Source organism: Leyella stercorea, from assembly GCF_021531655.1.
Genome location: NZ_JADYUF010000012.1, coordinates 53,943 through 77,896, shown reverse-complemented (window position 1 = coordinate 77,896; position 23,954 = coordinate 53,943). Strand labels below are relative to the sequence as shown.

19 protein-coding genes and 1 tRNA gene are annotated in these 23,954 nt (G+C 48.1%); 9 read left to right on the top strand and 11 right to left on the bottom strand.

The features are described from left to right. Positions 1-61: 61 nt before the first annotated feature. Positions 62-352, bottom strand: coding sequence for a DUF3990 domain-containing protein (locus tag I6E49_RS05220; protein WP_235400848.1), 291 nt, complete (start codon positions 350-352; stop codon positions 62-64). 23 nt (positions 353-375) lie between these two features. After that, the gene (locus I6E49_RS05215; protein ID WP_235400846.1) at positions 376-600 is read right to left on the bottom strand and encodes a DUF3791 domain-containing protein; all 225 of its coding nucleotides are present in this window, start codon (positions 598-600) and stop codon (positions 376-378) included. Positions 601-789: 189 nt separating this feature from the next. On the opposite strand from I6E49_RS05215, the gene I6E49_RS05210 reads away from it, so the two are divergent. Continuing rightward, a complete protein-coding gene (locus tag I6E49_RS05210) occupies positions 790-1,875 on the top strand; it encodes an MraY family glycosyltransferase (protein WP_235400844.1) in 1,086 nt (361 codons plus the stop codon). Next, a complete protein-coding gene (locus I6E49_RS05205; protein ID WP_235400842.1) occupies positions 1,862-2,485 on the top strand; it encodes a sugar transferase in 624 nt (207 codons plus the stop codon). The genes I6E49_RS05210 and I6E49_RS05205 overlap by 14 nt, the downstream gene beginning before the upstream one ends. Positions 2,486-2,933: 448 nt before the next feature. Here I6E49_RS05205 and I6E49_RS05200 read toward each other — a convergent pair whose 3' ends face one another. From I6E49_RS05200 to I6E49_RS05190, 3 genes are all read right to left on the bottom strand, one after another. Next, positions 2,934-3,887, bottom strand: a complete 954-nt coding sequence (locus tag I6E49_RS05200; RefSeq protein WP_235400841.1) for an Rpn family recombination-promoting nuclease/putative transposase — start codon at positions 3,885-3,887, stop codon at positions 2,934-2,936. Between the two features lie 361 nt (positions 3,888-4,248). After that, a complete protein-coding gene (locus I6E49_RS05195) occupies positions 4,249-4,725 on the bottom strand; it encodes a lipocalin-like domain-containing protein (protein ID WP_235400839.1) in 477 nt (158 codons plus the stop codon). Positions 4,726-4,727: 2 nt separating this feature from the next. Further along, positions 4,728-6,314, bottom strand: a complete 1,587-nt coding sequence (locus I6E49_RS05190; protein WP_235400837.1) for a capsule assembly Wzi family protein — start codon at positions 6,312-6,314, stop codon at positions 4,728-4,730. Positions 6,315-6,927: 613 nt separating this feature from the next. Here I6E49_RS05190 and I6E49_RS05185 point away from each other — a divergent pair. The 5 genes from I6E49_RS05185 (at position 6,928) to tig (ending at position 13,985) form a co-directional block, all read left to right on the top strand. Beyond that, complete coding sequence (locus I6E49_RS05185; RefSeq protein ID WP_235400835.1) at positions 6,928-7,161, top strand: hypothetical protein; 234 nt, start codon at positions 6,928-6,930, stop codon at positions 7,159-7,161. A 68-nt stretch (positions 7,162-7,229) separates the two neighbouring features. Then, complete coding sequence (locus I6E49_RS05180; RefSeq protein ID WP_235400834.1) at positions 7,230-9,281, top strand: hypothetical protein; 2,052 nt, start codon at positions 7,230-7,232, stop codon at positions 9,279-9,281. A 41-nt stretch (positions 9,282-9,322) separates the two neighbouring features. Next, positions 9,323-10,666 (top strand): hypothetical protein, encoded by a 1,344-nt coding sequence (locus I6E49_RS05175; RefSeq protein WP_235400833.1) that lies wholly within the window; start codon positions 9,323-9,325, stop codon positions 10,664-10,666. Positions 10,667-10,812: 146 nt separating this feature from the next. Next, positions 10,813-12,105: a hypothetical protein gene (locus I6E49_RS05170; protein ID WP_235400832.1), complete on the top strand. Its 1,293-nt coding sequence runs from the start codon at positions 10,813-10,815 to the stop codon at positions 12,103-12,105. Between the two features lie 518 nt (positions 12,106-12,623). Then, the gene (gene tig / locus I6E49_RS05165) at positions 12,624-13,985 is read left to right on the top strand and encodes a trigger factor (RefSeq protein WP_235400831.1); all 1,362 of its coding nucleotides are present in this window, start codon (positions 12,624-12,626) and stop codon (positions 13,983-13,985) included. Between the two features lie 191 nt (positions 13,986-14,176). Here the strand turns inward: tig and I6E49_RS05160 are convergent, their stop codons facing one another. From I6E49_RS05160 to I6E49_RS05135, 6 genes are all read right to left on the bottom strand, one after another. Continuing rightward, on the bottom strand, positions 14,177-14,812 hold the full coding sequence (locus I6E49_RS05160) for a porin family protein (RefSeq protein WP_235400830.1): 636 nt from the start codon (positions 14,810-14,812) through the stop codon (positions 14,177-14,179). 54 nt (positions 14,813-14,866) lie between these two features. After that, complete coding sequence (gene gldN, locus I6E49_RS05155) at positions 14,867-15,907, bottom strand: gliding motility protein GldN (RefSeq protein ID WP_235400829.1); 1,041 nt, start codon at positions 15,905-15,907, stop codon at positions 14,867-14,869. A gap of 46 nt (positions 15,908-15,953) precedes the next feature. Next, on the bottom strand, positions 15,954-17,498 hold the full coding sequence (gene gldM / locus I6E49_RS05150; protein ID WP_235400828.1) for a gliding motility protein GldM: 1,545 nt from the start codon (positions 17,496-17,498) through the stop codon (positions 15,954-15,956). Between the two features lie 111 nt (positions 17,499-17,609). Next, complete coding sequence (gene gldL, locus I6E49_RS05145; RefSeq protein WP_235400827.1) at positions 17,610-18,446, bottom strand: gliding motility protein GldL; 837 nt, start codon at positions 18,444-18,446, stop codon at positions 17,610-17,612. Between the two features lie 69 nt (positions 18,447-18,515). Continuing rightward, entirely contained in the window at positions 18,516-19,982 is a 1,467-nt protein-coding gene (locus I6E49_RS05140; RefSeq protein ID WP_235400826.1) for an SUMF1/EgtB/PvdO family nonheme iron enzyme, read from the bottom strand. A gap of 181 nt (positions 19,983-20,163) precedes the next feature. Then, complete coding sequence (locus I6E49_RS05135; protein WP_235400825.1) at positions 20,164-21,111, bottom strand: PorP/SprF family type IX secretion system membrane protein; 948 nt, start codon at positions 21,109-21,111, stop codon at positions 20,164-20,166. A 350-nt stretch (positions 21,112-21,461) separates the two neighbouring features. Between I6E49_RS05135 and I6E49_RS05130 the strand changes: the two genes are divergently transcribed. Next, positions 21,462-21,536, top strand: a tRNA-Val gene (locus tag I6E49_RS05130). Between the two features lie 160 nt (positions 21,537-21,696). Beyond that, positions 21,697-23,817 carry a cation:proton antiporter gene (locus I6E49_RS05125; RefSeq protein WP_235400823.1) on the top strand — a complete coding sequence of 707 codons (2,121 nt, stop codon included), beginning with the start codon at positions 21,697-21,699 and terminating at the stop codon, positions 23,815-23,817. Positions 23,818-23,954 lie beyond the last annotated feature (137 nt).

Here is a 23,954-nt window from a genome sequence, read left to right as displayed (position 1 = left end):
GTAATATGCACCTATCGGAAATCTGGCATAGCAAGAAAAACGACAGTCGCTTATCCCGAACTCAGGTTATTACGATGTCGTAGTCGTGTATCAACAGAGGGGTGGGGTTGTTACGGTTGGCAAGAATAAATTCAGCCCATTGTTTGCTGTAATCGTCAAAATGGAGCGTGTGCATTTCCTTGATTTCTGCTTCATCTACTTCAAAATCCATTACGATTGGTGTACCTTCTTGTTGTTGCTCTGTCTTTATTTTAGCCATTTTAAGAGCCTGTTCGAAGTCGGGTGACAGATAGAACCCTTGTCCGAAATCTTTGTTTGGTTTTGATTTGTGCAAATCAATTTCATCAAACATTATATTGGTGCCGTGATACAGTCTCATGCAATGCCTCCTCCCAATTTATGGCAGTATTGTGTTAGGTCGTCTACTGCTGATACGAACGATTGTGTATGTAGATAGTCGTAATGCTGCTCTACAAAGTTTATGCCTTTGTAACGCAGCAGATAGTTGAAGGCTTGTTTTAGTGTAAGACCATGCCGTTTGCCAAATTCTGTGAGGAATATCACAGTCCATTCTATTTTGTCTTTTATGTCGTATTCCATAAGCTTTGCGTTTTATGCAAATTTACTACTTTGTTTTGTATTGGCAATAATAAATGATGAAAAGTTGTTCGTGTAATGCTGCTCTACAAAGTTTATGTCTTGTCTTTTTGCAATATTTTTGTAAAACGCCGTTATTATATTAGTAGTAGTGAAAGATACAATCTTATTTGATTATTTAAAATACGTAAGATGGTTTTATATAATATATTGTTCATCATTGGAGCGTTTGTGCTGAGTGCGCTGTTTGGCTATATGCTTGTGCCGCGAATAGTGTCTTTCTGTCTCAAGCGCAATCTGTATGACATTCCTGATGGACGCAAAATTCACAGCAATAATATTCCTCGTCTTGGCGGTACGTGCTTCATGCCATGTATGCTTGTAGCTGCTTTTGTGGCTATGGGGTTCTATCGCATTACGGATTGGCAGAACGTAACGGTAAGTTTATGGACTTGTGTGTTTGGCGTGAGTCTGCTGCTGGTTTATGTTGTAGGTGTGGTGGATGATGTTGTCGGAGTTTCTGCCAGACTGAAGTTGTTGGTGCAGGTGATTGCTGCATGTCTGTTGCCTGCTTCGGGACTGTATATCAACTGTCTGTATGGATTTATGGGCATCGATTTTGTGCCTTTCTATATAGGTGCGCCACTTACGGTTTTTGTGATAGTGTTTGTGGTGAATGCCATCAATCTGATTGACGGCATAGATGGTTTGGCAGGGTCGCTCTCGCTTGTTGCGTTGTTAGGCTTTCTGTATTGTTTCATGCGTGAGCAGATGTTTGCCTATAGTGTTTTGATTGCAGGTCTTGCCGGAGTGGTCGTGGCTTTCCTCTATTATAACATATTAGGCGGACGTGGCGGAAAGTATAAGATATTCATGGGCGACTCGGGCTCGCTCACGTTAGGCTTTATTCTTGCTTTTCTGCTTGTCAAGTTGTCGATGTATAATGTCAATGTCAAGCCGTTTAGTGGCGACAGTCTGCTGTTGTCGTACACGCTGCTTATCGTTCCGTGTTTTGATGTGGTGCGTGTTGTGCTTGAACGATTGCGTGTGGGGCAACCGTTGTTCAAGGCTGACAAGCGTCATCTGCATCATAAACTGATGAGGATGGGACTGTCGCAGCATGCTGCGTTGTTGGCTATTCTTGGTTTGCAGTTGGCGTTTATGCTCATTAATGTGATAATGTTCAAATATGTCTCTCTGACATGGATTGTTGTAGTAGACGTGTTGGTGTTTGTTGCTTTTAATCTTTGGGCTGATAGAAAAAATGCAGGAAGATAATTATATATTCGATGGAATGAACGAATTGGAGTGTACCATTAAACGTGTGTTCGACTTCATGGCAGCGTTGGTGGCACTGGTATTGCTCGCTCCGTTCTTCTTGATATGTTATGTTGCCGTGCGCCGTGAGGATGGTGGCCCGGCAATATTTAGGCAGGAGCGCATAGGACGTTTCGGCAGACCTTTCTGTATATATAAGTTCAGGAGTATGCGTGTGGATGCCGAAAAGAATGGTCCGGCGTTATATCAGCATGAGCGCGACACTCGTATGACTAAAGTAGGGCGCTTTCTGCGTGAACATCATCTCGACGAACTTCCACAATTGTGGAACATTGTGCGAGGTGATATGTCGTTTATTGGTCCGCGACCCGAGCGTAAATATTATATTGATAAGATAATGCAGCATGATCCCCGTTATGTTTTTCTCTATCAGATTCGTCCGGGCGTGACATCATACGCCACACTGTACAATGGATATACCGATACGATGGAGAAAATGCTAAAACGCCTTGAACTGGAGCTGTATTACCTGAAGCACCGCTCGTGGTGGTTTGACATCACGATACTGTTCAAGACGTTTGTCAATCTCGCTATAGGAAAGAAGTTTTAGGGCTGCGATGAGGGTCTTAGTCACGAATTATCATGAATTATTCACGAATTACCATTATTAATGTTAAGTGTTGAATGTTAAATTCGTGGGCTAATTCACGGGTAATTCACGATAATTCGTGACAACGTTTTTTAATGTTAAGTGTTAAATGTTGAATGTTGAATTCGTGGGCTAATTCACGGGTAATTCACGATAATTCGTGACAACGTTTTTTTATGTTAAGTGTTAGATGTTGAATGTTGAATTCGTGGGCTAATTCACGGATAATTCACGATAATTCGTGACAACGTTTTTTTATGTTAAGTGTTAAATGTTGAATGTTAAATTCGTGGGCTAATTCACGGGTAATTCACGATAATTCGTGACAACGTTTTTTTAATGTTAAGTGTTAGATGTTGAATGTTAAATTCGTGGGTAAACTCAACATTCAACATTCAAAACTCAACATTCACAGATGCTGTATGTCAGATTCTTGCAATCCTGTAGCTTGCATGATTTGTTCTCTGCTCATTCCCATTGCCTTCAATTGTCTGGCTATTTCTAATGAACGCTCAGCCCTGCCTTCAACTAAGCCTGCAGCCCTACCTTCAACTAAACCCGCAGCTCTGCCTTCGGCATGTCCTTCAGTGTAGCCGTCGTCGTGACTTGTATCGAAGAGGCTGCGCATATGTCTTACTGATTCCATATAGCGTTCGTATGCCCGGCGTTCTTTGTCGGGTAGAGAGTCTACTCTTAGCTGTTTGCGTGCTTCGGCAAGTCCGGCAGCTTTGGTGTTGTCGTCAATCTTGCCAGTCTTCAGAAACTCTATCCACTCGTCGAGTGGCGTTGTGGCTATCTTGTCAAAGTCATTTACGCGTAGGATGTAATATTCTGGGAACAGTTCTCCGGCATCTTTACGCTTTTCAAGTTTTGCTTCACTGATGCCAAGGAATTTCTCGCTTTGCTTTGCAGAAAGTTTTAATAGGTCGTGGGGAGCGTGCTGTCCTTTGAATTCTGTCTTGCCATGATATACGTAGTCTTTGCCTTGACCTAATTCGAAATATACGATGTTGATGGAGTATATCTTGCGCACCTTGTCGTAGCTGTCGCCTTTGTCGATGTATTCGGTTATGGCTTTTGACACTCCGTATAGCATGCGGTGGAAGTAGGTGATCTCATGGCTGTTTTGTATTTCAATGATTATCAGTTCGCCGTCTTCGTCTTCTGCCAATATATCGACACGGTTGTACTTGTCAAGCAGGTCTTCTTGGTTGCCTTCGCTTTCAAGAAAGTGCTTGATTACTATTTTCTTGCCAATCAGCGACAAAAGCAGACCTTCCAATACGGCATGGTTGGTCTTGTTGCGAAGCAGGCGTTTCATAGCCCAGTCAAATCTGACGTACTTGTCGTAATATAATGCCATGGGTTTTCCTCCTTAATGTTTGTTATTCTGCTGTAAAGATACACAAAATATTGTGTAGCGCAAAACAATATTTTGTTATTGTCACGAATTACCACGAATTATTCACGAATTATTGTAGGAGGTTATGGCGTCCCCGCCATAGCCTGAGCAAGCAAACAGTGCTTTAATGTTAACTATTCACGGACAATTCATGATAATTCGTGACAAACAAGAAATAATTCGTGGATAAATTTATGGACAATTCACGATAATTCGTGACAACGTTTTTTAATGTTAAGTGTTAAATGTTGAATGTTAAATTCGTGGGTAAACTCAACATTCAACATTCAAAACTCAACATTCACGAATGTTATTCGTGTTCTTAGAATTTCTTGAATTTCAATCGCAGCTTTTCTGTTGAAAGTATCATGTGGTTGTCGTTGATGGCTTCCTTCTTGAAGTGCTCGGGCAAGGCGTTGAGACCTAAGAAACGCAGGTTGTTGTCGATGGCTTCAACGGGAATGTCGCCGCCCTGCTCGTGGTTGGGATTGTCCTCATGACCATGGTCGAGGTATATCTTAGTGATGTGGAGACTGTCGTGAGTCTGATTGAAGCGCAGATAGTATGCGCCAACGTTGCTGTTGGAACTGTCTTTGATGTAGATAAGATCCTTCTGAACTCCCCAGAATACGTAACCAGAGGAGTAGTCGGTGGTGCCTCCTGTGGCAAGAGTGTCTACTCGCTCAAGGTGCCAGAAGCCGTCGAGAGGTCCGTTGTCGCTTGTCTCGACGTTGCATGATGCAAGCAGAAAGGGTGTGGCCAGCGTTGCCATCAGGCTTTTTATAGTCAGTTGCTTCATAATTATTTTATCAATCCCGTTTTACTTATTGTTATCTGTCCACCTGCGTTGTGTCCTAACATCTGTCGGCTACCGAAGTCCATGGCGTAGGCAGCAGTGAGTTTCCAGCCCTTATTGAATCGGTAGGACGACTCGGCAAGGAAACTTATGTTGTGATGCTTGCGGTTGAACGGACCGTCGTAGGTGCCCCAACCTTCCTGATATGTAGCCAAGGCACGGTAGGCGAGGCGAGATGTGGGAGCACCGTCAATGCCGAGATGCCACGCTACGAAGCGGTTGTTGTAGATATACAACTGTCCGTTGGTGTTGTATATGGGCGATCGGTAGAGCGGATTGCCTATTACCTGACCCCAGTGTTGCCAACCTGGATAGATGCCGTGATTGTAATAGTTGTCTACTCCGGTTATCTGGTCGCTGATGTTCTGTGTGTGGTCGTGGTTGTAGGGGCCGCTCTGATACTTGGTGTAGATGTATTCGGCTACGATGTGGTGCAACCATCTGCCGTACTTCAGTTCCAGTTCGCCGCCCAGCATGATGTCCTTCAGGTCGTAGAGGTAGTAGCGATGGTGTACACGCTTGTTCCAGTCGTCGCCCGAGCCGTAGCCATTGTTGTTGATATGGAACATCTGGCTGTGATCCTCGAAGTAATGATCGGCGTAGACCGACAACCGCCACAGCTCGCTGTCATAGTTGACGCGCATCAGCCAGCTGCCTACTATGTTGCCCTCGTTGTTGGCATACATTCCGTCGGTAACGTCTTGTCCGCCCGGAAAGAATGCGTGCCAGAAACTTTTCAGTCCGTGTTTGGTAGGTATTGATTGCATTGTGCCGTCGTTGGAAGGACGGTATGGAGTGCCGCCAAACTGTGTTGCCATCTCCAGGCCGAGTTCAAAGGAGAGTGGGAAGGTGGAATATTCGTTGCCAATCTTCAGATATCCGGCTTTGGAGTGATAGAGTACGTGGTCGGCGTATTTGGATTGACGGCGTGTGAAGTCGTGCTGCCAAGCGTCGTCGGTCATCATGCCGTAGGCAATGTGTCCCTTCAGGTGCAGCCATCCTCCTCCGAAGGGCAACTGCCAGTATTCGGGCAGGGCGATACGTACTTGCGGAACGGGTCGTGCATTGATGCCAAGTGTTTGCGATCCCGAACTGAGTGTCTGGTTCTTCAATTGCATTGGCCACTCCTTTGCACCTGCCGTAAGCACACCGTGTAGCCATCGTGCCTCGACATAGGCCTGCTGCACTACAACATTGCTGGTATAGTGAAGCGGTGCTGCAACATCGGCACAATAGCCTATAGCCCATCGGCGTGCCGAGTCGGCAGACAACGGTCGCATAACGGCAGCACGAACATATCCGTTCGTTTTGTCGAGCGAACTAAGACCATAGCGGTTGGCGTTGAGCCACAGCGGTGTCTGTCCCTTCGACAGCGTTGCCTGCGTCTCAATGTGGTATGAGAGTGAAGATGTAAGTTGGGGTTTGGAAGGCTCGCGGTCGGTCTCTTGCCAGGTATACTGAGCGTGAATAGAGCAGGGAATGTATGCCAAAAGAAGGGCAATGAGGCGGAGTGCGGTATGGCTGTGGGTCATCAATAGAATATCCTGTATTTTATAAATTAGTTAATCCCTACCCCCTTAAGCTAACAAAGCATACCACTCCCCTCCCTACGGGGGAGGGGTTGGGGGTAGGGCTTTGTGTTGTTTGCGGTAGGGCTTTGTGTTTTTTAGCATTCAAATCATACCACTCCCCTCCCTACGGGGGAGGGGCCGGGGGAGGGGCTTTTGTGTTTTTGATTTGTATTGAGCATCAGCCACTTACGCCATTCCGATGTCTGATTAGAGCACTTTTGCTCATGTATTTTTGTCCGATTATCACACAATAATGTCCGATTATCACAATACTTCAGACTGGATAATTCGTAACTTTGCCACAGCAAGACTAAACAAGACTAAAGCTTCTCTACGACTTGGCGAGTACAGCCATCGGACTGTCTGGCAGCACAAGCCCTACAGACTCCGATACTGATGAGAACGTGCTGTCAGTTGACAAGTGGAGGGATTGCTCGGGAGCAGGCGCAGACGCCGTACAAAACTCTCTTCATAACACCTTTATATATTACATCACCAGGCTCCTTCACCCCTCCACTTGTCGGCTGACAGCATTAAAAACCAACCAAAACTTGAAACTTTAAACCCCACTACTATGGCAAGTACTGACAATCATATACTACATGACGGCAGGCAGCGAAAGACCGACGAGGCGCAGGAGTTTCTTGAAGAACGCGCCCATCTGCTCGATACTATACGCGAAATGATAAACGTGGAGATGGATAGACGCAGAGTCGGGACCGACAATGGCAACTGCCAAAGCAGACATCCATCCGAAACCAAGCCACGCAAACTCACGTTTATGCAATGGCTGCGCAGTCTGCTATGAGGCATCTGACATTTGCAACAACACAAAAACTATCACAATATACAATCAATTCTAAAAACCATACGACTATGAGAACATTAAGATCTATTCTGTTAGCCGGCGCGATGCTGCTGGCGACACCTATGTTCTTCAGCTCTTGTGAAGAGGAGGGCTCTCTCATAAAGTTCAAGACTGAAGTGCAAGTAGTTAACGACTTCAACGATGTGGTTAAGGCTATCAATGACGGTAAGCTTTCGAGCGAGCAGGCTATTGCACAGCTTGTTACTGCCATTGACAATATCAAGGGCGACCAAAGTGCAAAGCTTCAGGCCATTACCGATGCTCTTAACAACAATAACAACACGCTCGACACCAAGTTGAACGTGATTGCCGGTGCGATGAAGTCTTTGAGCACCGAGCTGCCTACCAAGATTGACGCTCTCGCCAAGGCTGTCGAAAACATGCCTAAGTACGATGAGGTTCTGAAAGCTGTCGAAACGGCTCTTGTCAATATCAATCCTAACGAACAGCTGAAGCTTCTTGAGGGGGTTCTCGACAAATACTTCAGCGATGAACTCAAATATCCTGATGATCCTTTATCTTATAAAGGCAAGTTGTATTACTGCATAGGAGAAATAGAGGGTACATTGCGTTATATGACGTATACAGACGATAAGTTTAAGGCTATTCGAAAAGCTATCGAAGCACTTGCTGGCGAAAATGCCAAGCTGGATGGCATATTGGATAATATGACAAAGATAGTAGAGGCAATAAAGGCTGGCAATACTAACGAAAAGGAAGGTTGGGCTGAGATTGCCAGGCAGCTTGCACTGCTTAAGGCGGCTGCTGGCATTGGCGGTTCTACTGACAAGGTAGAGTATGTTGACCTCGGTTTGCCGAGCGGCAACTTGTGGGCAAAGTGCAACCTCGGCGCTTCTTCTCCGGAAGCGTATGGCGATTATTACGCTTGGGGCGAAGTGGAGCCTAAGCAAGAATACACCAAATCCAACCATAAGTGGTATAAGGAGGGTGCTCCCAGCCAGGGATTCACCAAGTATAACAATGAAGACGGCAAGCTGACGCTTGAAGACGAAGACGATGCCGTAATACAGAAAATAGGAAACGGTTGGCGCACGCCTACCTTGGCTGATTTCAGAGAATTGACCAATCAGAAGTATACCACAATTGAGAAAACAACGCTTAACGGTGTTGCGGGCTATCAGATAACGAGCAAGAAGAACAAAAAGTCTATCTTTATCCCTTGCGCCGGCTTTAAGAATAGTGAAAAACCACAAACCAGAGCAATCTCTGATGACGAAGAAGTAGCTGTATGCATGACGAACCTTCGTCGTATAGACAACATGGTATATAACGCTTGGACCTTTGCTTTCCAGAATGACCGCATTGGCCGTTATGGCAAACGTCGTCCTGACGGAATATCAATTCGTCCGGTCAAGGGTCCTGGCGTGCCGGTTCCTAACAATTGCGTTGACCTTGGATTGGCAAGCGGACTGCTGTGGGCTAAGTGCAATTTGGGTACAACCGAGCCTACAGAACTTGGCGATTACTATGCCTGGGGAGAGACTTCTACCAAGAAGAAATATTATAGTGATAACTACAAGCATTTTAAGATTGATGGTGGTATAAAGGTATTAAAGTACAATGAGAAAGACGGCAAGACGGTGCTTGACCTCAACGACGATGCGGCAAGAGCTAATATAGGTGCAGGCTATCGCATTCCTACAAAAGAAGACTGGGAAGAGCTGCTTGAAGATTGTAAATGGGAAGCCGTTACTACCACACTTTCAGAGATAATAGATCCGTCGCAGACGAAAGTCATTGCACGATGGAAAGTGACAGGACCAAGCGGAAACTCTATCGTTTTACCGATGACCAGTGGTTTCAGAGGTGATGGATGGGGTGTCCAGCCTGACAATGACACCTACTATACTACAGCTAATCTATATCCGGCTGATGAATTGTCAGATAAAGATAAATACCAAAAGGCAGTAGCGCTTACATGGCCTATGTTTGCTAAAGAGACATCAAGCGGAGGTATCAAGGAGCCATCGTTTAAATCAATATACCGTGATTTTGGTGTTGTGATACGACCGGTATTCGACCTCTACTCAAATAAATAAGTATCTGCAAAAAAAGATAATGTTTTAAAAAGAAATTAAGTATGAACACAATACGAACCAAAAAGCTCATTACGCTATCAGGTGGCAGATGGGCAAGAATAGGGTTCAGCGTATTGCTTACATCGCTCTTCACGGTAGGCGCTCAGGCGCAGACCGTGGGCGAGGGCAAAGCTGATCTGCTGCGCAATACCAATAAGGAGCTGCGCACTAATACTTGGAGCATTTACGCTCAAGGCGGATTGTCGTGGGCTAACGGTGTGTGGTATCCCAATATCGACGCTAAGTCGAGCTACAAGCAGTCGCCTGCTGTAGGTGGTGGCATCGACTTCACCATTCGTCCGTGGGTTCGCATAGGTGCCGACTATATCTGGTCGCGCTATCGTCGCGAACAGCGATTCGACGCTATCGACACCAAAGCCAATCTTGCCAAGACCTATGGCAACTACGTCATGAATACCCACAACGTGAAGCTTGGCGTTCAGTTCAACTTCATGGAGCTTTGGCCCATGCGCAAGGCTCAGTGGTTTAATATCTGGATGGGAACCGGTATTGGCGGAACATTCGCACGCGGCAACGAGTATGGCATTTGGGTTGGAACCACCAAGACCGAGAATGGCACCACTACTCCTGTATATGGCGACATCAACATCAGCAACGATGCTACGGTCACCGTTACCGGAAACGTGCTCACAGCCAACCGCCACGAGAAGTTCAACAAGCTCTTCATCCCTGCCACTCTGCACATCGAGGCTGACGTAAGCCGCCGTTTCACATTAGGCATTAAGGGCGAATTCGACTGGCTTCTCAATCGTAAGGAAGTTGCCCCAAAGCATCTCATCTACGCCATGGCTACCGTTCGATACAACTTCGTACCGAGTCGTGCAAGCAAGATGCGCAACTATTACGACGGCGAACTGGCTGCTCTCAACGATCGTGCCAACAATCTGCGCCAGGAAGCTGATGCCGAAAAGGCACGTGCCGACCGTGAATCAGCACTCCGACAGAAGGCTGAACAGCACAACAACGACCTCCAGCGCCAGCTCGACGACTGTCAGAAGAGCAAGAAGACAGCCATTGGAGGCCCCGAACACTACGTTCAGTTTGCCCACAACAGCTCGTACATGAGCCGTGAGGAAATGGACCGACTGCGCTCCTTCGCCCGCAGCGTAAAGGGCGAGAAGCTCTCTATACTTGCCGAAGCAAGCACTCCAGGCACAGCAGAGTACAATCAGGCCATCTCTGAGCGTCGCCTGAAGCGAGTGGTTAAGGTATTGCTGAAGGAAGGATTCGCCCCCGAAGACCTCCATCCGCAGACAGCCATAGGCTCAAAGAACGGCAAAAAGACATACGAGGGAAGAAGAGTAACCATAAAGGTAAAGCCCTAACAAGCCCCAATCCCCTCTTTTATCAAAGGCTTAGAAAGGCCTAAAGAGGCCCAGAAATGCTCAATCCCCTCTTTTTATCAAAGGCTTAGAAAGGCCCAGTAAGGCTTAGAAAGGCCCAGCAAAAAAATCACTAAAACATTACAACTATGAGAACATTTAAATCAATACTATTAGCTGGCTCAATGTTGCTGGCTATACCAGCGTTCTTTAGTTCATGCAAGGAGAACGCTCCCGAATTAGACTACGAGATGAAAGTCACCGTAGTCAACGACTTCACCGACGTGGTCGATGCCATCAATCAGAGCAATGTAAGCAAAGAGCAGGCTATCAAGAATATCGCTGCTGCCATCGACAATATGAAGGGCGACCAGAACGACAAGCTCCAGGCCATTATCGCAGCTCTCAACAGCACCAACACCACACTCGAAAAGCAGCTTAATGTCATTGCGGGTGCCATGCAGTCTATGAGCATCGACTTGCCGGCAAAGGTAGATCTCATCAAGACGGCTGTTGAAGGCAGACCCGATTACAACGAAAAACTTGAGGCTGTCAAAGCTGCCTTTCAGAACATTAACCCCAATTCACAGCTCGAAACTTTAAATGCCCTTCTTGATAAATATGGCGAAAACTTCACAAACAAACTCTCTGCTATATCAGGATGGTTCATGGAAATTGGGAACGGAAATGGCAGTTTGGATCAAATTAGAAAAGCTATTGAGTCTTTAGGTGGCTACGGCGGCAAGCTTGATGCTATCAATACACAGATGACAGCTCTGCTGCAGGCTCTTGAGAGCGGCAACATGAGCGATAAGGAAGCTATGGCTGAGGTTGCCAAGAAGATTAAAGAACTGGAGCTGAATGCTGGTGTAGGTATACCTAAGGAAACCATGGAGTATGTTGACCTCGGCTTGCCAAGCAATATAAAGTGGGCAAAATGCGACCTTGGCGCATCCAGTCCTGAAAAGTATGGCGACTATTACTCTTGGGGCGAGACCTGGACAAAGGGGACTGGCCAATATTATTACTTCACTGACATAGTAGCGGGACAATACACGAAGTACGATAGCCGTGACAAGAGATTCTTCCTTGAGAAAGAAGATGATGTTGCCTATCTGCGACTTGGAGAAGGATGGAGAATTCCAACGTGGAACGAAATGCAGGAATTGATCGATAACTGTACGGTTACGGAGTCTACACTCAACGGAAGGCTGGGCGTAATGTTCATATCTAAGATTAACAACAACTACATCTTCTTCGGATACTGGAATAATGACTCAACAGAAGGTTACCGTTGTTCAAGTGCTTTGGAACCAAGCGATCCGTCACTTGTTAAGTGTATGCTATTTAAAAAGGAAGGAGTTAGAATCGTTTTAAATCAATATAATGTATACAGAGCTATTACTCGTGCACCGGTTCGTCCTGTTTACGTAAAAAGATAAGCAAAAGAATAACAGAACTGAATAACCATATCAACTCCTCTTCCTCAAGTAGGGAGAGGAGTTTTTTCGTTGTACACAGCTGTAGGAGGTTATTATATTGTTATGTTGTTATGTTGTGATTTGATTTGCAAGCTCTGAGCAAGGGAAGTGGGTTATTTGTTGTTTTGTTGTTATGTTATGTTGTGTTGTTGTAATCGTATCACTAATGTCTGCATCGTGATATAATGCACTCTTTCGTATCATGAAATGACCATGTCATGCCATGAAATGACCGTATCATGCCTTGATACGACCATTTCATGCCATGATACGACGTTTTTTATTATGTCAACTCATATTGACAGAGTATTACTATGGCCTATTTGGGATAAATGAAAAAATGTGATTAATTCGCTGTATTACACCCCAAACAACAATTTTTCACCATATATATTCGGATTTTACATTAATAATGAGTAATTTTGCACTTCCGTGGACGAATTACAATAATAACAAATATAATTTTAGACTGAACAAAAATGAACATTTCATTTGAAAATCCCGACAAAGTGAATGGTCTGTTGACTATCACAGTCGAAGAGGCAGACTTCCAGGACTCTGTCGAGAAGACTCTCAAGGACTATCGTAAGAAGGCCAACATCCCCGGTTTCCGTCCGGGTCAGGCTCCTATGGGTCTCATCAAGCGTCAGTTTGGTGCTTCAGTGCGCTACGACGCAGTTAACAAGTTTGTAGGCGAGCAGCTCTACAAATATATCCAGGAGAACAATATCCAGATGCTCGGCGAGCCTCTGCCTTCTGATAAGCAGGAGACTCCGGCCGACATCGAGCAGCCGGCTCCTTACACTTTCGTATTCGACATCGCTGTTGCTCCTGAGCTCAACATCACTCTCGACGGTCGCAACAAGATCGATTACTACACAATCAAGGCTGACGACAAGCTCATCAACGAGCAGATCGAGATGTATCAGGGTCGTGCCGGCAAGTACGAGCAGGCTCAGGAGTATGACGCTTCTTTGAACGATCTGCTCAAGGGCGACATCCGCGAGCTCGACGCTGAGGGCAATACTAAGGAAGGTGGCATCACTGTAGAGGGTGCTGTGCTTATGCCTTCATACATCAAGGTAGAGGATCAGAAGAACCTCTTCAATGGTGCTAAGCTCGGCGACATCGTCACTTTCAACCCACGCAAGGCTTATCCGGAAGGCACAGCCGAGATTTCTTCACTCCTCAAGATTGAGAAGGACGCTGTAGAGAACCTTGAGTCTGACTTCAGCTTCCAGATTACTGAGATCCAGCGCTTCAAGAAGGCCGACCTCAACGAGGAACTCTTCGACCAGGTATTCGAAAAGGGTACTGTAAAGAACGAAGAGGAATTCCGCGCTAAGATTGCCGAGAGCCTGCAGCCGCAGCTTGAGGCTAACGCCGACTACAAGTTCATGCTCGACGTTCGCACATACTGCGAGCAGAAGGTTGGTGAGCTTACTTGGCCGGACGCATTGCTCAAGCGCATCATGCTTGCTAACAATAAGGACAAGGGTGAGGACTTCGTTGAGAAGAACTACGCTGAAAGCATCAAGCAGCTTGAGTGGCACCTCATCAAGGAGCAGCTCGTTAAGGCTAACGATATCAAGGTTGAGGACGCTGACATCAAGAACGCTGCCAAGGAGATGGCACGCATGCAGTTCGCTCAGTACGGCATGTCGAACGTTCCTGATGAGTACGTTGACAACTACGCTAACGAGCTTCTGAAGAAGCGCGAGGCTGTTGACAACTTCATCGAGCGTGCTATTGACGTTAAGCTCGCTGCAGCTCTGAAGTCTACAGTTACTCTGAACAACAAGGAGGTAACTCTCGAAGAGTTCAACGAAATGATGAAGTAATACAATACTACATTATCAAATACAATAAAAAAGGACTGTCACAATCGTGTGACAGTCCTTTTTTTTATTGTTGAGAGTTGATAGTTGAGAATCGAAAGTTATGATTACCTTTTATAATTATAAAACCGATAATGTTATCAACAAAAGCATATCATAACTTTCAAGTCTCAACTCTCAATTCTCAACTTTCGTTAGAAATAGTACGCCAGTCCAATCTGCCATGCGTTGGCGCGTCCGTTCTTCTTGAATACTTTGTCTACTGCATCCGAGAAAGTGACGTCGCCAGTGCGTCCGCAAGCGATGTTGTAGTTGGCATAGAGTTCGAAGTGGCTGGCAATGGTAACGCCGGCACCTACGTTTACGCTGAAAGCCGACGACTTAAGATTCCATGTGGCATCGTCGACAAGCTCCTGATGCTTCTTGCCAACATTGAATCCGAACTGCGGACCGGCAAAAAAGTTGAGGCTGGCAACCGAACCCAGTCCGATGCCATAGCGTAGGTTGATGGGTATGTTGATGTATTTCGAGTCAAGCGAACGCTCTTCTCTATAAATCTGTTCGTAGCCTACCTCGCCCTTAACCTTTGCCTGACGCTGGTCGTAGAGTGCTGCTGCATCGATGCCCAGACCAATAAGGGGCAATGAGAACTTGACTGTCGGACCGATGAAGAAGCCTGCCTGATTGTCGGCGTTAAACACTTCTTTGCTCAGACTCATGTCGGTCACGTTAAGACCGCCCTTCAATCCGAACTTTATCTGTGCCTGAGCACTTGTGGCAGCAAGCAACATAACGATTGCAACTGCCGCTGATGTGAAGATTCTTTTCATACTCTAATAGTTTTTATTGTTGTTATTGTTATACTATATAATATATAAGGTGTATTAGTGGCGCTGGCGTCGCACGGTGACACGAGCCGAAGAGCCTGACGAAACAGACGAACTGCGCGACGGACGCGAAGCCTTCACCTTTATTGCCTTGCTTCTTGTGGCACGGCGATTGCGCTTGGCAATAGCCTTGGCAGCCTTCTTGTCCAGTCGGGCAATGCTGTCGAGCGAATCCTTAGGTTCCGGTTTACCCCACACACTCTGCTCCACATCCTTCAGTTGCTTTTCAATCTTGCGCTGCTCTTTGGCTACAGCCGAGTCGTTAGGGCAGTACTGTGCGATGGTCTTGCCGAGCATATTGGTGGTCTTGTATATCTTTCCGCGATACATGTTCTTTGTGAAGAAGTCGTCAATAGACATAGTTGCGGCATTGTTGAGATTGCTCGTCATGATGGTCTGCTTGGTAAGAAACGGAGCCAAATCGTCGTAGCGCACCCAGAAGAGCGGATAGCTTGTGGCTGCATCGCCGAAATCGTCCTCACGCTTAAGTATCGGACACAGCGCCAGAACCTTGGTATGGAACATGGCGTTATGGTCGTCGTAGTAAGCCGACTCCTTGATGTAATAGGCAGTAACCTCGCGCGACGGGATGTCGCTGTCGTCGATATGGGTGCCACGATCGGTACGTTCGTAGTAGATGTGGTAGTTGTCGAGAAACGCCTTAAGGTTGATCTTCGAAGCCTCGTCGAACACTTCGTTGCCGTCGAGACGATACTCGTAGGCAGGAATGGCGCGTCGCATCACCAGCTTGAAGATGTATGTGAAGAGGTTCATCTGCTGGCCTATAGGCTCAACAGGATAGTACAGTCCGGCATTAGCCTCGTTGTTGAGGTCGAGTTCGCGATAGATGTCACGTCGCCAAGCCACATCCTCACCGGCAGACTTCTGCGTAGGGAACGATATCTGAGCGCGCAGACTCAGCCCCTGGGTAGTCTGCTGTTGCTTTTTAGCTTGCTCGCGAAGGCGTGCAGCGGGCTGCGCCGACACCATATCGGTGCAGAGCAGAGCAATGAACAATATAGAGAGTAGTCTTTTCATTGTGCTTTGTTTACGTTTATTTCATTTCTACGATAATTCATTACGTTTATTTCACAATCACCTCCATAGCACCATTGAGCTTGCGTGTGATGCCGTCGGGACCTACAGCCGTAATGCGCGAGATGTAGAATCGCTTGCCGCGTGACAGCTTGCGGAACGTATCGCGCTGTCGGTCGGTGAAGTTGGCGCCATTGGAAGCCATTGGTACGGCATTGCCCATATTGTCGAAGAATACGGTTTCGAATCCCGTAACACGGAACTGTATGTCAAGAATGCCGTCGTCGATGGCTGCCTTGATGCCGCTGGTGCCCATAAGCGAAGCCTTAGACATTGAGCCGCCACGGAAACGGTCGCTGCCTATCTGTATATAAGCAGCCGGATCGGGCAACTTGCGTACATGGAATGTGAACTTGCCCATCTGTCGTGAGCGTCCGTCGTTGTTGCTTGCCACATTAATGGTGACATCGCTGCCTACTGTAGTGGGTCGTGCTATGTAGCGGCCCATACCTATGCTGCGCAATGCTCCGCCCGACATAGAAGCCTGAACAGCACTGAGCGGAACACCGGGAATGCTCACGCTGATAGGATTGTCATAGCCAGCGTAGAGCACATTCATAAGGTCGGCAGACACGGTAGCGCTTGGTGCCACTACAGTGTACTTCTGTGTGAAGTCGCGTCGTATTGTATTGCCGGCTCCGTCGCGCATGGTGATGTATCCTCCAAACGAATGTTCGCCCACGCCATTGGCTGTGAAGCGATAGAGTCCGTTGCTGATGCGTCGTCCGCCAATATATATTTCAGGTTGCTGTGTGGTGTCAACGGCAGCCATGACAATCTGTGCTGCAAACTGGTCGCCGCTTATTACGGTGCGCGATTCGGGAATGACGAATGCGCTGAGTCGGTTTACACGAATGTCCTTCATGTCGATATTAGCCACGAGCGAGTGCAGCACTTCGCCCTCGGCATAGCGCACATCGCTCTGCAACTTTGACAGAAGCGTGACGGCACCAGCCACAGGCATGTCCTCAAACATATACTCCTGCCAGTTCTTGCCCATCGTGTGAGCCTTCGCAGGGAGTTTTGTGGTGAGGTTGCTCTCGATGATTGAGCGCTGATGAGGGTCGGTCACCATCGTGAGAATGCGCTCGCGGAACGAGTTGATGGCACGGAACAGTCGTCCGCCCTGACCCGTGCCGGGTGCCAGCATCACGTGGCTTGCCGCCTCAAGGTCGTCCTTGTTCTTTATATTGGCTACGTCGGCATCCTTGCCATCAGCCTCGCGCACTATTTCGATCTTGAGCTGTTGGGCGTAGTTGTATATAGAATCGCTCATTCGCTTCACCGCCGTAGCCTTGTCAAACCACTCCTTCACCTTCTGCGGATTGGCCTTCATCTGTTCGGCAAAGTCGGCATACAGCACCTCGTTCTCCTTCGATGAGTTGGCTGTAGTGCGGTTAAGACTCTCCTCGACAATAGAGAATCCGTTGAGCACTTCGGTCGAAATGTTCAGCGCAAGCATTGCCATGAGCACCAGATACATGAGGTTTATCATCTTCTGGCGAGGAGAAATAGGTCGTTTCTTTATTGCCATTTATTGGAATTTTGAATTTTGAGTTTTGAGTTTTGAATTGTTCTTGGCTGCGCCTGCGATTTTTAATTATTCAATTTTGAGTTGCTTTTACTCTTTTACTTTTTTACTCTATTACTCTTTTACCTTTAACTGCATGTTCACAGTCATAGCCTCAATCATGCGTGCATAGATGCTGTTAAGCTGTTCGATGTTCTGTGCCATGCGTCGGCTCTGCTCGTTTATCTCGTCGATGGTGCCGATTTGCTGGCTTGCACCCTTGAGTTGCATCTCGTAGACTTTGCAAATTCCGGTGAGAGTACGGTTGAGGTTCTCCATTTCCTCGCTGTCGCGAGTCAGACGTACGCTCTGCTCCGACACCTTCTGCAGAGTCTCGGTGAGACGCTTCAGCTCTTCGAGATAGCCGGTCTGTGCATCTGCCAACTGCGAAGCCATCTCGGGAGTGGTGCCCATGTCGAATGTCTGTGCGCCAGACGTACCACCTATTATAATATTAGCGCCTGCTACGGGAGCGCCTTGAGCGTTCTGAGCATTCTCCACATTATTTATATTATAAGCAGCAGCGTTGGCATTAGGTGCAGCAGCGTTGGTATTGGAAGCAACTGAATTCGTATTATATACCGCTGCATTCACGTTATGAGCGGCTGCCGATGCTGTAGTCTCGCCGCCATACTCGCCCTCCATATCATAATGAGTAGACAGTTCGCGACCGTCTTGGGTCTTGTCGAACGGGCGGTCGAACGCCGAGAGGAAGAACACGATGACCTCCGTGCCCATACCTACGAACATCATCAGATTGGCACCCGGCAAGTGAGTCAGCTTGAACAAGGTGCCGAGAATTACTATAGAAGCACCCCAGCTATAGGCATAGTTGAGGAACGTCTGTCCGGGAACGCTGTCCATCCACTTCTGCAGATGGTAAACTATATTGTATTTGCTGTAAACTGTCATAGCCTTATGTTTTGTTTAACTATCCCTTTTTACTTTTTTACCTTTTTACTCTTTTACTTTTTTACCCTTTTATCTTTTTCCATTTTTACCCTTCATCCGCTCCTTGGCGCTTGAGGTAGTGGCAAGGCTGCGCACACATCTGAATCCGATGTAGCTGCGCGGTTGGTTCTGATACTCCCAAGTGCGCCATGCCGAGCGTATGAACGATTCGGGGTCTTTCCACGAACCTCCGCGTACGCTCTTCTTCTTGAGTCGGTAGGGGTCTTCCTTGGCAGCGTTGTACACGAGCGTTGGGTTAAGGTCGTTCATAGCTTCCACTCCAGCCTCGGTATATATGGTGCTGGTCCATTCAGCCACGTTGCCCGCCATGTCGAAGAGTCCGTTGCTGTTAGCCTGATAGATGCCCACCTTGGATGTGATAAGGTTGCCGTCCTTGGTGTAATTGCCGCGGTCGGGCTTGAAGTTAGCGAAGAAACAGCCGTCGCCACTCTTCACGCTCTTGTCCTCCCAAGGGAATTCCGTGCCCGACTTTCCGCGTGCGGCATACTCCCATTCAGCCTCTGTCGGCAGACGATAGCGCTGCACGTAGCGTGCCTCCGGGCCCAGACCCTTCAGCAGATATTCCGTGCGCCATGCGCAGAATGCGTTGGCCTGCTCCCACGTAACGCCCACAACGGGATAGTCGTTGTATGCAGGATTGGAGAAATAGTTGCGCAGATAGGTCTCGTTGTCGGCGTTTTGGAAGTCGTTGACCCAACAGGTGGTGTCGGGATAGACGTTGACGATGTATGTGTTGAGGAAGTCCCACGGACCCGAGAGCTGTCGGTTGATAGTCTCGCGAACAACGCGTCCCTCGTCGTCGACGTAGGCTGTGTCTTTCGAAATCATCACTACCTCGTTCGGGTCGATTTGAATGTCGGTGTTGAGCACACGCTCTTCGGGGCGCAGACGATTGCGGCGCAGAGCGGCAGCAGTATAGTCGTACACCTCATATCGGTAGTTGAGCTGACGATAGTCGAGCATCTTCTCGCCCGTAATGGGATTGCGGGTGTACACACTCTCAATGGCGCGCAACTCGTCCTCGTTGGGTTTGCGTGGCAGCGGTTTCTTCCAGTTGATATGCGGAGTGACGGGTTCACCGTAGCGGTCTTCGGTTATCATGTACGTCTCGTCGCCTCCGTATTGCGGATCGGCAAGACGTGTGCGTATAATGCTGTCGCGCACCCACGTGATAAACTGCTTGTACTTTGAGTTGGTCACTTCGGTCTCGTCCATCCAGAATCCGTCCACCGAAATGTCCTTTACAGGTGTCTGCTTGCCCCACAATGAGTCCTGGGCATCAATGCCCATATGCAGGTATCCGCGCGGCACTTTCACCATGCCGTAAGGTGTAGGTTCGACAAAGCTGCGGCCACCTACGCCTACAACTTCGCCTCCGCGACCGCCCGACGTAGCCATTTTGCCGCCGAAGCAACCGCTGAGTATCATGGTGAACACCACGATGCCCGTAATCAATATGCTTTTTCTTGTATTCATCTATTTTGTATTATTAATCTTTTACTGAGCCTTTTTAAGCCTTAATGGGCATTGCTGGGCCTTTCTGAGCCTTTCTTTAAAACCTTACTGGTCATTGCTGAGCCTTGCTAATTCAAAATTGAATAATTCCTAATCGGCGAAGCCGACCAATTCAAAATTCAAAATTCAAAACTCAAAACTCCTACAGCGTCCTCACGCTCTTGTGCAGATTGCGTCCTTTCTTGCCTAAGTTGAGGTCTACCTGATAGCCCACGTACAGTTCGTGACTGCCGTTGCCGGGATTTACGCCCGACGTGTACATCTCGTAAGAGTAGCCCAGCAGTACTCCGTGGACACGTCCGCCTACGAGAAACGTCACCGAGTTGGTAGGCGAGTAGCTCACGCCGCCGTACATCATCTTGCGGTCGTTGGTATAGACAACGCGCCCTGTTATGTCGGCGCGCCATGCCGTTGCGTCGGTACGAAAGAGCAGCGAGGGCTTAATCGTAACGAAAGGGTTGCGCAATCGTATGTTGCATCCGCCCGTGAGATAATAGGTGGCGTCAACCTGCAATTCATTTTTGTCGCCCAGATTGATGAGCGGCGAGTTGAGGTGCTGCACCGACAGTCCGGCATACCAGTTGCGGTGGGTATAGTATAGGGCAGCGCCCAGGTCGACAGAGTTGCCGTCGAGCTTCGACGAAGCGAAAGCCGGGTCGCTCGTGTCTTCAAGGTCGAGCTGGGTTCCGTCGAACGTTTCGCTTAGCAGACCGGCAGATACGCCTGCCGCCAGTTGCCCGCCGAACATCTTAAGGCGCAAGGCATACTGTAGGGCGAGACGCTGATGGGTGAACAGTCCGATCTTGTCGTTCATGAACTGCAAGCCCACTCCGTGATACGACTTAAGGAAATACAGCGGCATATCCGCCCCGACGTACATGGTGCGAGGGTTGTGCTTGAATCCGGCAAAGTCCATTGCGTAAGCCGCCGAAACGTTGAGCTTCGACTCCTTGCCCACGGATGCGGCATTGAACGACGGCTCCATGTCGAAGTAATGGCTGAATGCCACGTCGTATTGCGCATGGCTCCGTAGGGAGACAAGCGTAAGCGTCAGAGTGGCTATTATATATATGTATATGCGTTTAAACACATTCGTATAACGCCTCTTTTATATAATTATTGTGGAATTTGAACGAAAAGTTTGCACCTATTACAACTATAAATAGCAATCAAAAATTAAACATTAATCATTAAAAATTAAACACTAAAAAAAAGGAGTCCTTTTGGAGTGCAAAACGAGTCCTTTTGATGAGCAAAAGGAGTCCTTTTGGAAGGTAAAAGGAGCCCTTTTGGAGGGCAAAAGGAGTCCTTTTGAAAAGTTTTTTTGATTTTTCTTGAAAAAAGACGGAAAAACATTTGGAGGTTACAGAAAAAAGCTATACCTTTGCACTCGCTTTAAAGAACTAAGCAATACTGCTAAGAGCAATGATTGAAGCAATCGGGCGTTTAGCTCAGCTGGTTTAGAGCATCTGCCTTACAAGCAGAGGGTCGGCGGTTCGAATCCGTCAACGCCCACTCCGATAAGCGGACAGGTTTTCAAGACTTGTCCGCTTTTTTTTGTGCCCTTATGTCAAGTTTAATAGGCTTTATGAGTGTTTTAAACGGAATTTCTGTAACTTTGCAAGAGTTATGATAATCCAGCACCCCACGATGTAGAACCCAAACTCAAGCCGACATGACCGATATAGCCAGTTGTTTTCCAATAACCGACCCCACACTCATCTTCTTCGTGGTGATGCTCATCATTCTGTTTGCCCCGATAGTGATGGGCAAGCTGCGCATTCCGCACATCATCGGAATGGTGCTGGCAGGTGTGGCAGTGGGTCGGTATGGTCTGAACATACTGGTGCGCGACGACTCTTTCGAGCTGTTTGGCAAGGTAGGACTCTACTATATCATGTTTCTTGCCTCGCTCGAGATGGACATCGAGGGCGTAAGGCGCAACAAGGGGCGCTTCGGAGTGTTCGGACTGCTCACCTTCGCCGTGCCCTTCATCATGACATACGTGGCATGCATAACGGTGCTGCACTATTCGGCGCTCGCCTCGCTGCTGCTGGGTTGCATCATGGCTTCAAACACGTTGATAGCCTATCCCATTGTGGGCAGATACGGACTGCAGCGCAAGCCCAGCGTCACGCTGTCGGTAGGCTCGTCGATGATATCGCTGCTTATGGCGCTGGTGTCGTTGGCTGCAATAGTGGCGGCATACGGCGGCAACACGGGAGTGATGTTCTGGCTGTGGTTTGTGGGCAAGTTTGTGGGCTACTGCGTGCTCATGGTGGTGCTCATACCGCGCCTGGCACGATGGTTTCTGCGCCGTTACAGCGATGCCGTGATGCAGTTTATCTTCGTGATGTCGATGCTGTTCATGAGCGCTGCGCTAAGTGAAGCCGTCGGACTGGAGGGCATCTTCGGAGCCTTCGTGGCAGGACTCATCCTCAACCGCTTCATTCCGCACGTCTCGCCGCTGATGAACCGCATCGAGTTCATAGGCAATGCGCTATTCATACCTTATTTTCTTATAGGTGTGGGCATGCTCATCAATCTGCGACTGCTGTTTGCCGGAGGCGGCATAGTGGGCGTAGTGATAATGATAGTAGTGTTCGGAACGGTGGGCAAGGCAGTGGCTGCCTATCTCGCCGGTAGGCTGTTCCGCCTGCCCGTATCGTCGGGCAATATGATGTTCGGACTCACGTCGGCACACGCTGCGGGCGCCATTGCCATGGTGATGGTGGGCATGAAGATGGAGGTGGAGCCGGGCGTGCCGCTCGTCACCGACGATATGCTCAACGGAGTGGTAATAATGATACTCTTCACGTGCATCATCTCCACCATAGTGACCGAACGCGCGGCGCAGCAGATAACCTTGCGTGACAAGGAAATGCCCGAAGACACTACGGCAAACGAAAGCGAGGAGAAGGTGCTCATACCCATGCGCTATCCCGAATATGCCCAGCGACTGGTCAATCTGGCTATGATGATGCGCAGTCCAAAGAACACTACGCAGATGGTGGGACTCAATGTGGTGTACGACGACGATGACATGCCGCGCAAGCAGGAGCAGGGTCAGCGCCTGCTGGAGCGCATGACGCAATATGCAGCGGCTGCCGACATACACATGCAGACCCAAGTGCGCGTGGCGGCGAATATCGCCAACGGCATACGCCATGCCTATAAGGAGTTCCGCGCAACAGAAATACTCATCGGTATGCACATGCATCCCGAGGTGTCGCAGAAGTTCTGGGGCGAGTTTCATCAAAGTCTGTTCAACGGACTCAACAGCCAGATCATCATGGCACGACTCACCCAGCCGCTCGCCACAATACGCCGCATACAGGTAGCTGTACCTTCAAGGGGGCAGTTTGAACCGGGATTCTACCGATGGCTTGAACGCTTGTGCCGGTTGGGCAGCAATCTGGAGTGCCACACGGAGTTCTTCGGTCGCGAGGATGTGCTGCCGCTGATAGAGAACTATGTGCTCAGCCGCCATCACGACATGCGCGTGTCGTACACCAAGATGGCGCACTGGGCAGAGATGCCAAGCCTGGCTGCATCCATATCAGCCGACAATCTGTTTGTAGTAGTGACCGCGCGCAAGGGCACAGTGTCGTATAAGAACGCGCTGGAGTTCCTGCCCGACGAGATAACACGCCACTTCTCGGGCTCCAACATCATGATAATATTCCCCGACCAGCACGGCGATGCTATGGACGAAATGACCTTCGCACAGCCGCAACATACCGAGGAACACAGTGCATACGAGGCTATCGGCAAGTGGATAAAGAAGAAGCTGTAATTGAAAATTCAAAAATGAATAACTCAAAATCGCAGGCGTAGCCGAGAACAACTCAAAATTCAAAACTCAAAATTCAAAATTGGATAATTCATAATCGCAGGCGTAGCCGAGAACAATTCAAAATTCAAAACTCAAAA

Bases quoted from the DNA above. Each gene is read 5' to 3' on its own strand.
- I6E49_RS05220 (WP_235400848.1), bottom strand. From the start codon at position 352: ATGTTTGATGAAATTGATTTGCACAAATCAAAACCAAACAAAGATTTC.
- gldL (WP_235400827.1), bottom strand. From the start codon at position 18,446: ATGACAGTTTACAGCAAATACAATATAGTTTACCATCTGCAGAAGTGG.
- I6E49_RS05195 (WP_235400839.1), bottom strand. From the start codon at position 4,725: ATGAAGCAACTGACTATAAAAAGCCTGATGGCAACGCTGGCCACACCC.
- I6E49_RS05125 (WP_235400823.1), top strand. From the start codon at position 21,697: ATGACCGATATAGCCAGTTGTTTTCCAATAACCGACCCCACACTCATC.
- I6E49_RS05210 (WP_235400844.1), top strand. From the start codon at position 790: ATGGTTTTATATAATATATTGTTCATCATTGGAGCGTTTGTGCTGAGT.
- I6E49_RS05140 (WP_235400826.1), bottom strand. From the start codon at position 19,982: ATGAATACAAGAAAAAGCATATTGATTACGGGCATCGTGGTGTTCACC.
- tig (WP_235400831.1), top strand. From the start codon at position 12,624: ATGAACATTTCATTTGAAAATCCCGACAAAGTGAATGGTCTGTTGACT.
- I6E49_RS05160 (WP_235400830.1), bottom strand. From the start codon at position 14,812: ATGAAAAGAATCTTCACATCAGCGGCAGTTGCAATCGTTATGTTGCTT.
- I6E49_RS05175 (WP_235400833.1), top strand. From the start codon at position 9,323: ATGAACACAATACGAACCAAAAAGCTCATTACGCTATCAGGTGGCAGA.
- I6E49_RS05205 (WP_235400842.1), top strand. From the start codon at position 1,862: ATGCAGGAAGATAATTATATATTCGATGGAATGAACGAATTGGAGTGT.
- gldN (WP_235400829.1), bottom strand. From the start codon at position 15,907: ATGAAAAGACTACTCTCTATATTGTTCATTGCTCTGCTCTGCACCGAT.
- I6E49_RS05170 (WP_235400832.1), top strand. From the start codon at position 10,813: ATGAGAACATTTAAATCAATACTATTAGCTGGCTCAATGTTGCTGGCT.
- I6E49_RS05200 (WP_235400841.1), bottom strand. From the start codon at position 3,887: ATGGCATTATATTACGACAAGTACGTCAGATTTGACTGGGCTATGAAA.
- I6E49_RS05215 (WP_235400846.1), bottom strand. From the start codon at position 600: ATGGAATACGACATAAAAGACAAAATAGAATGGACTGTGATATTCCTC.
- I6E49_RS05185 (WP_235400835.1), top strand. From the start codon at position 6,928: ATGGCAAGTACTGACAATCATATACTACATGACGGCAGGCAGCGAAAG.
- I6E49_RS05190 (WP_235400837.1), bottom strand. From the start codon at position 6,314: ATGACCCACAGCCATACCGCACTCCGCCTCATTGCCCTTCTTTTGGCA.
- I6E49_RS05180 (WP_235400834.1), top strand. From the start codon at position 7,230: ATGAGAACATTAAGATCTATTCTGTTAGCCGGCGCGATGCTGCTGGCG.
- gldM (WP_235400828.1), bottom strand. From the start codon at position 17,498: ATGGCAATAAAGAAACGACCTATTTCTCCTCGCCAGAAGATGATAAAC.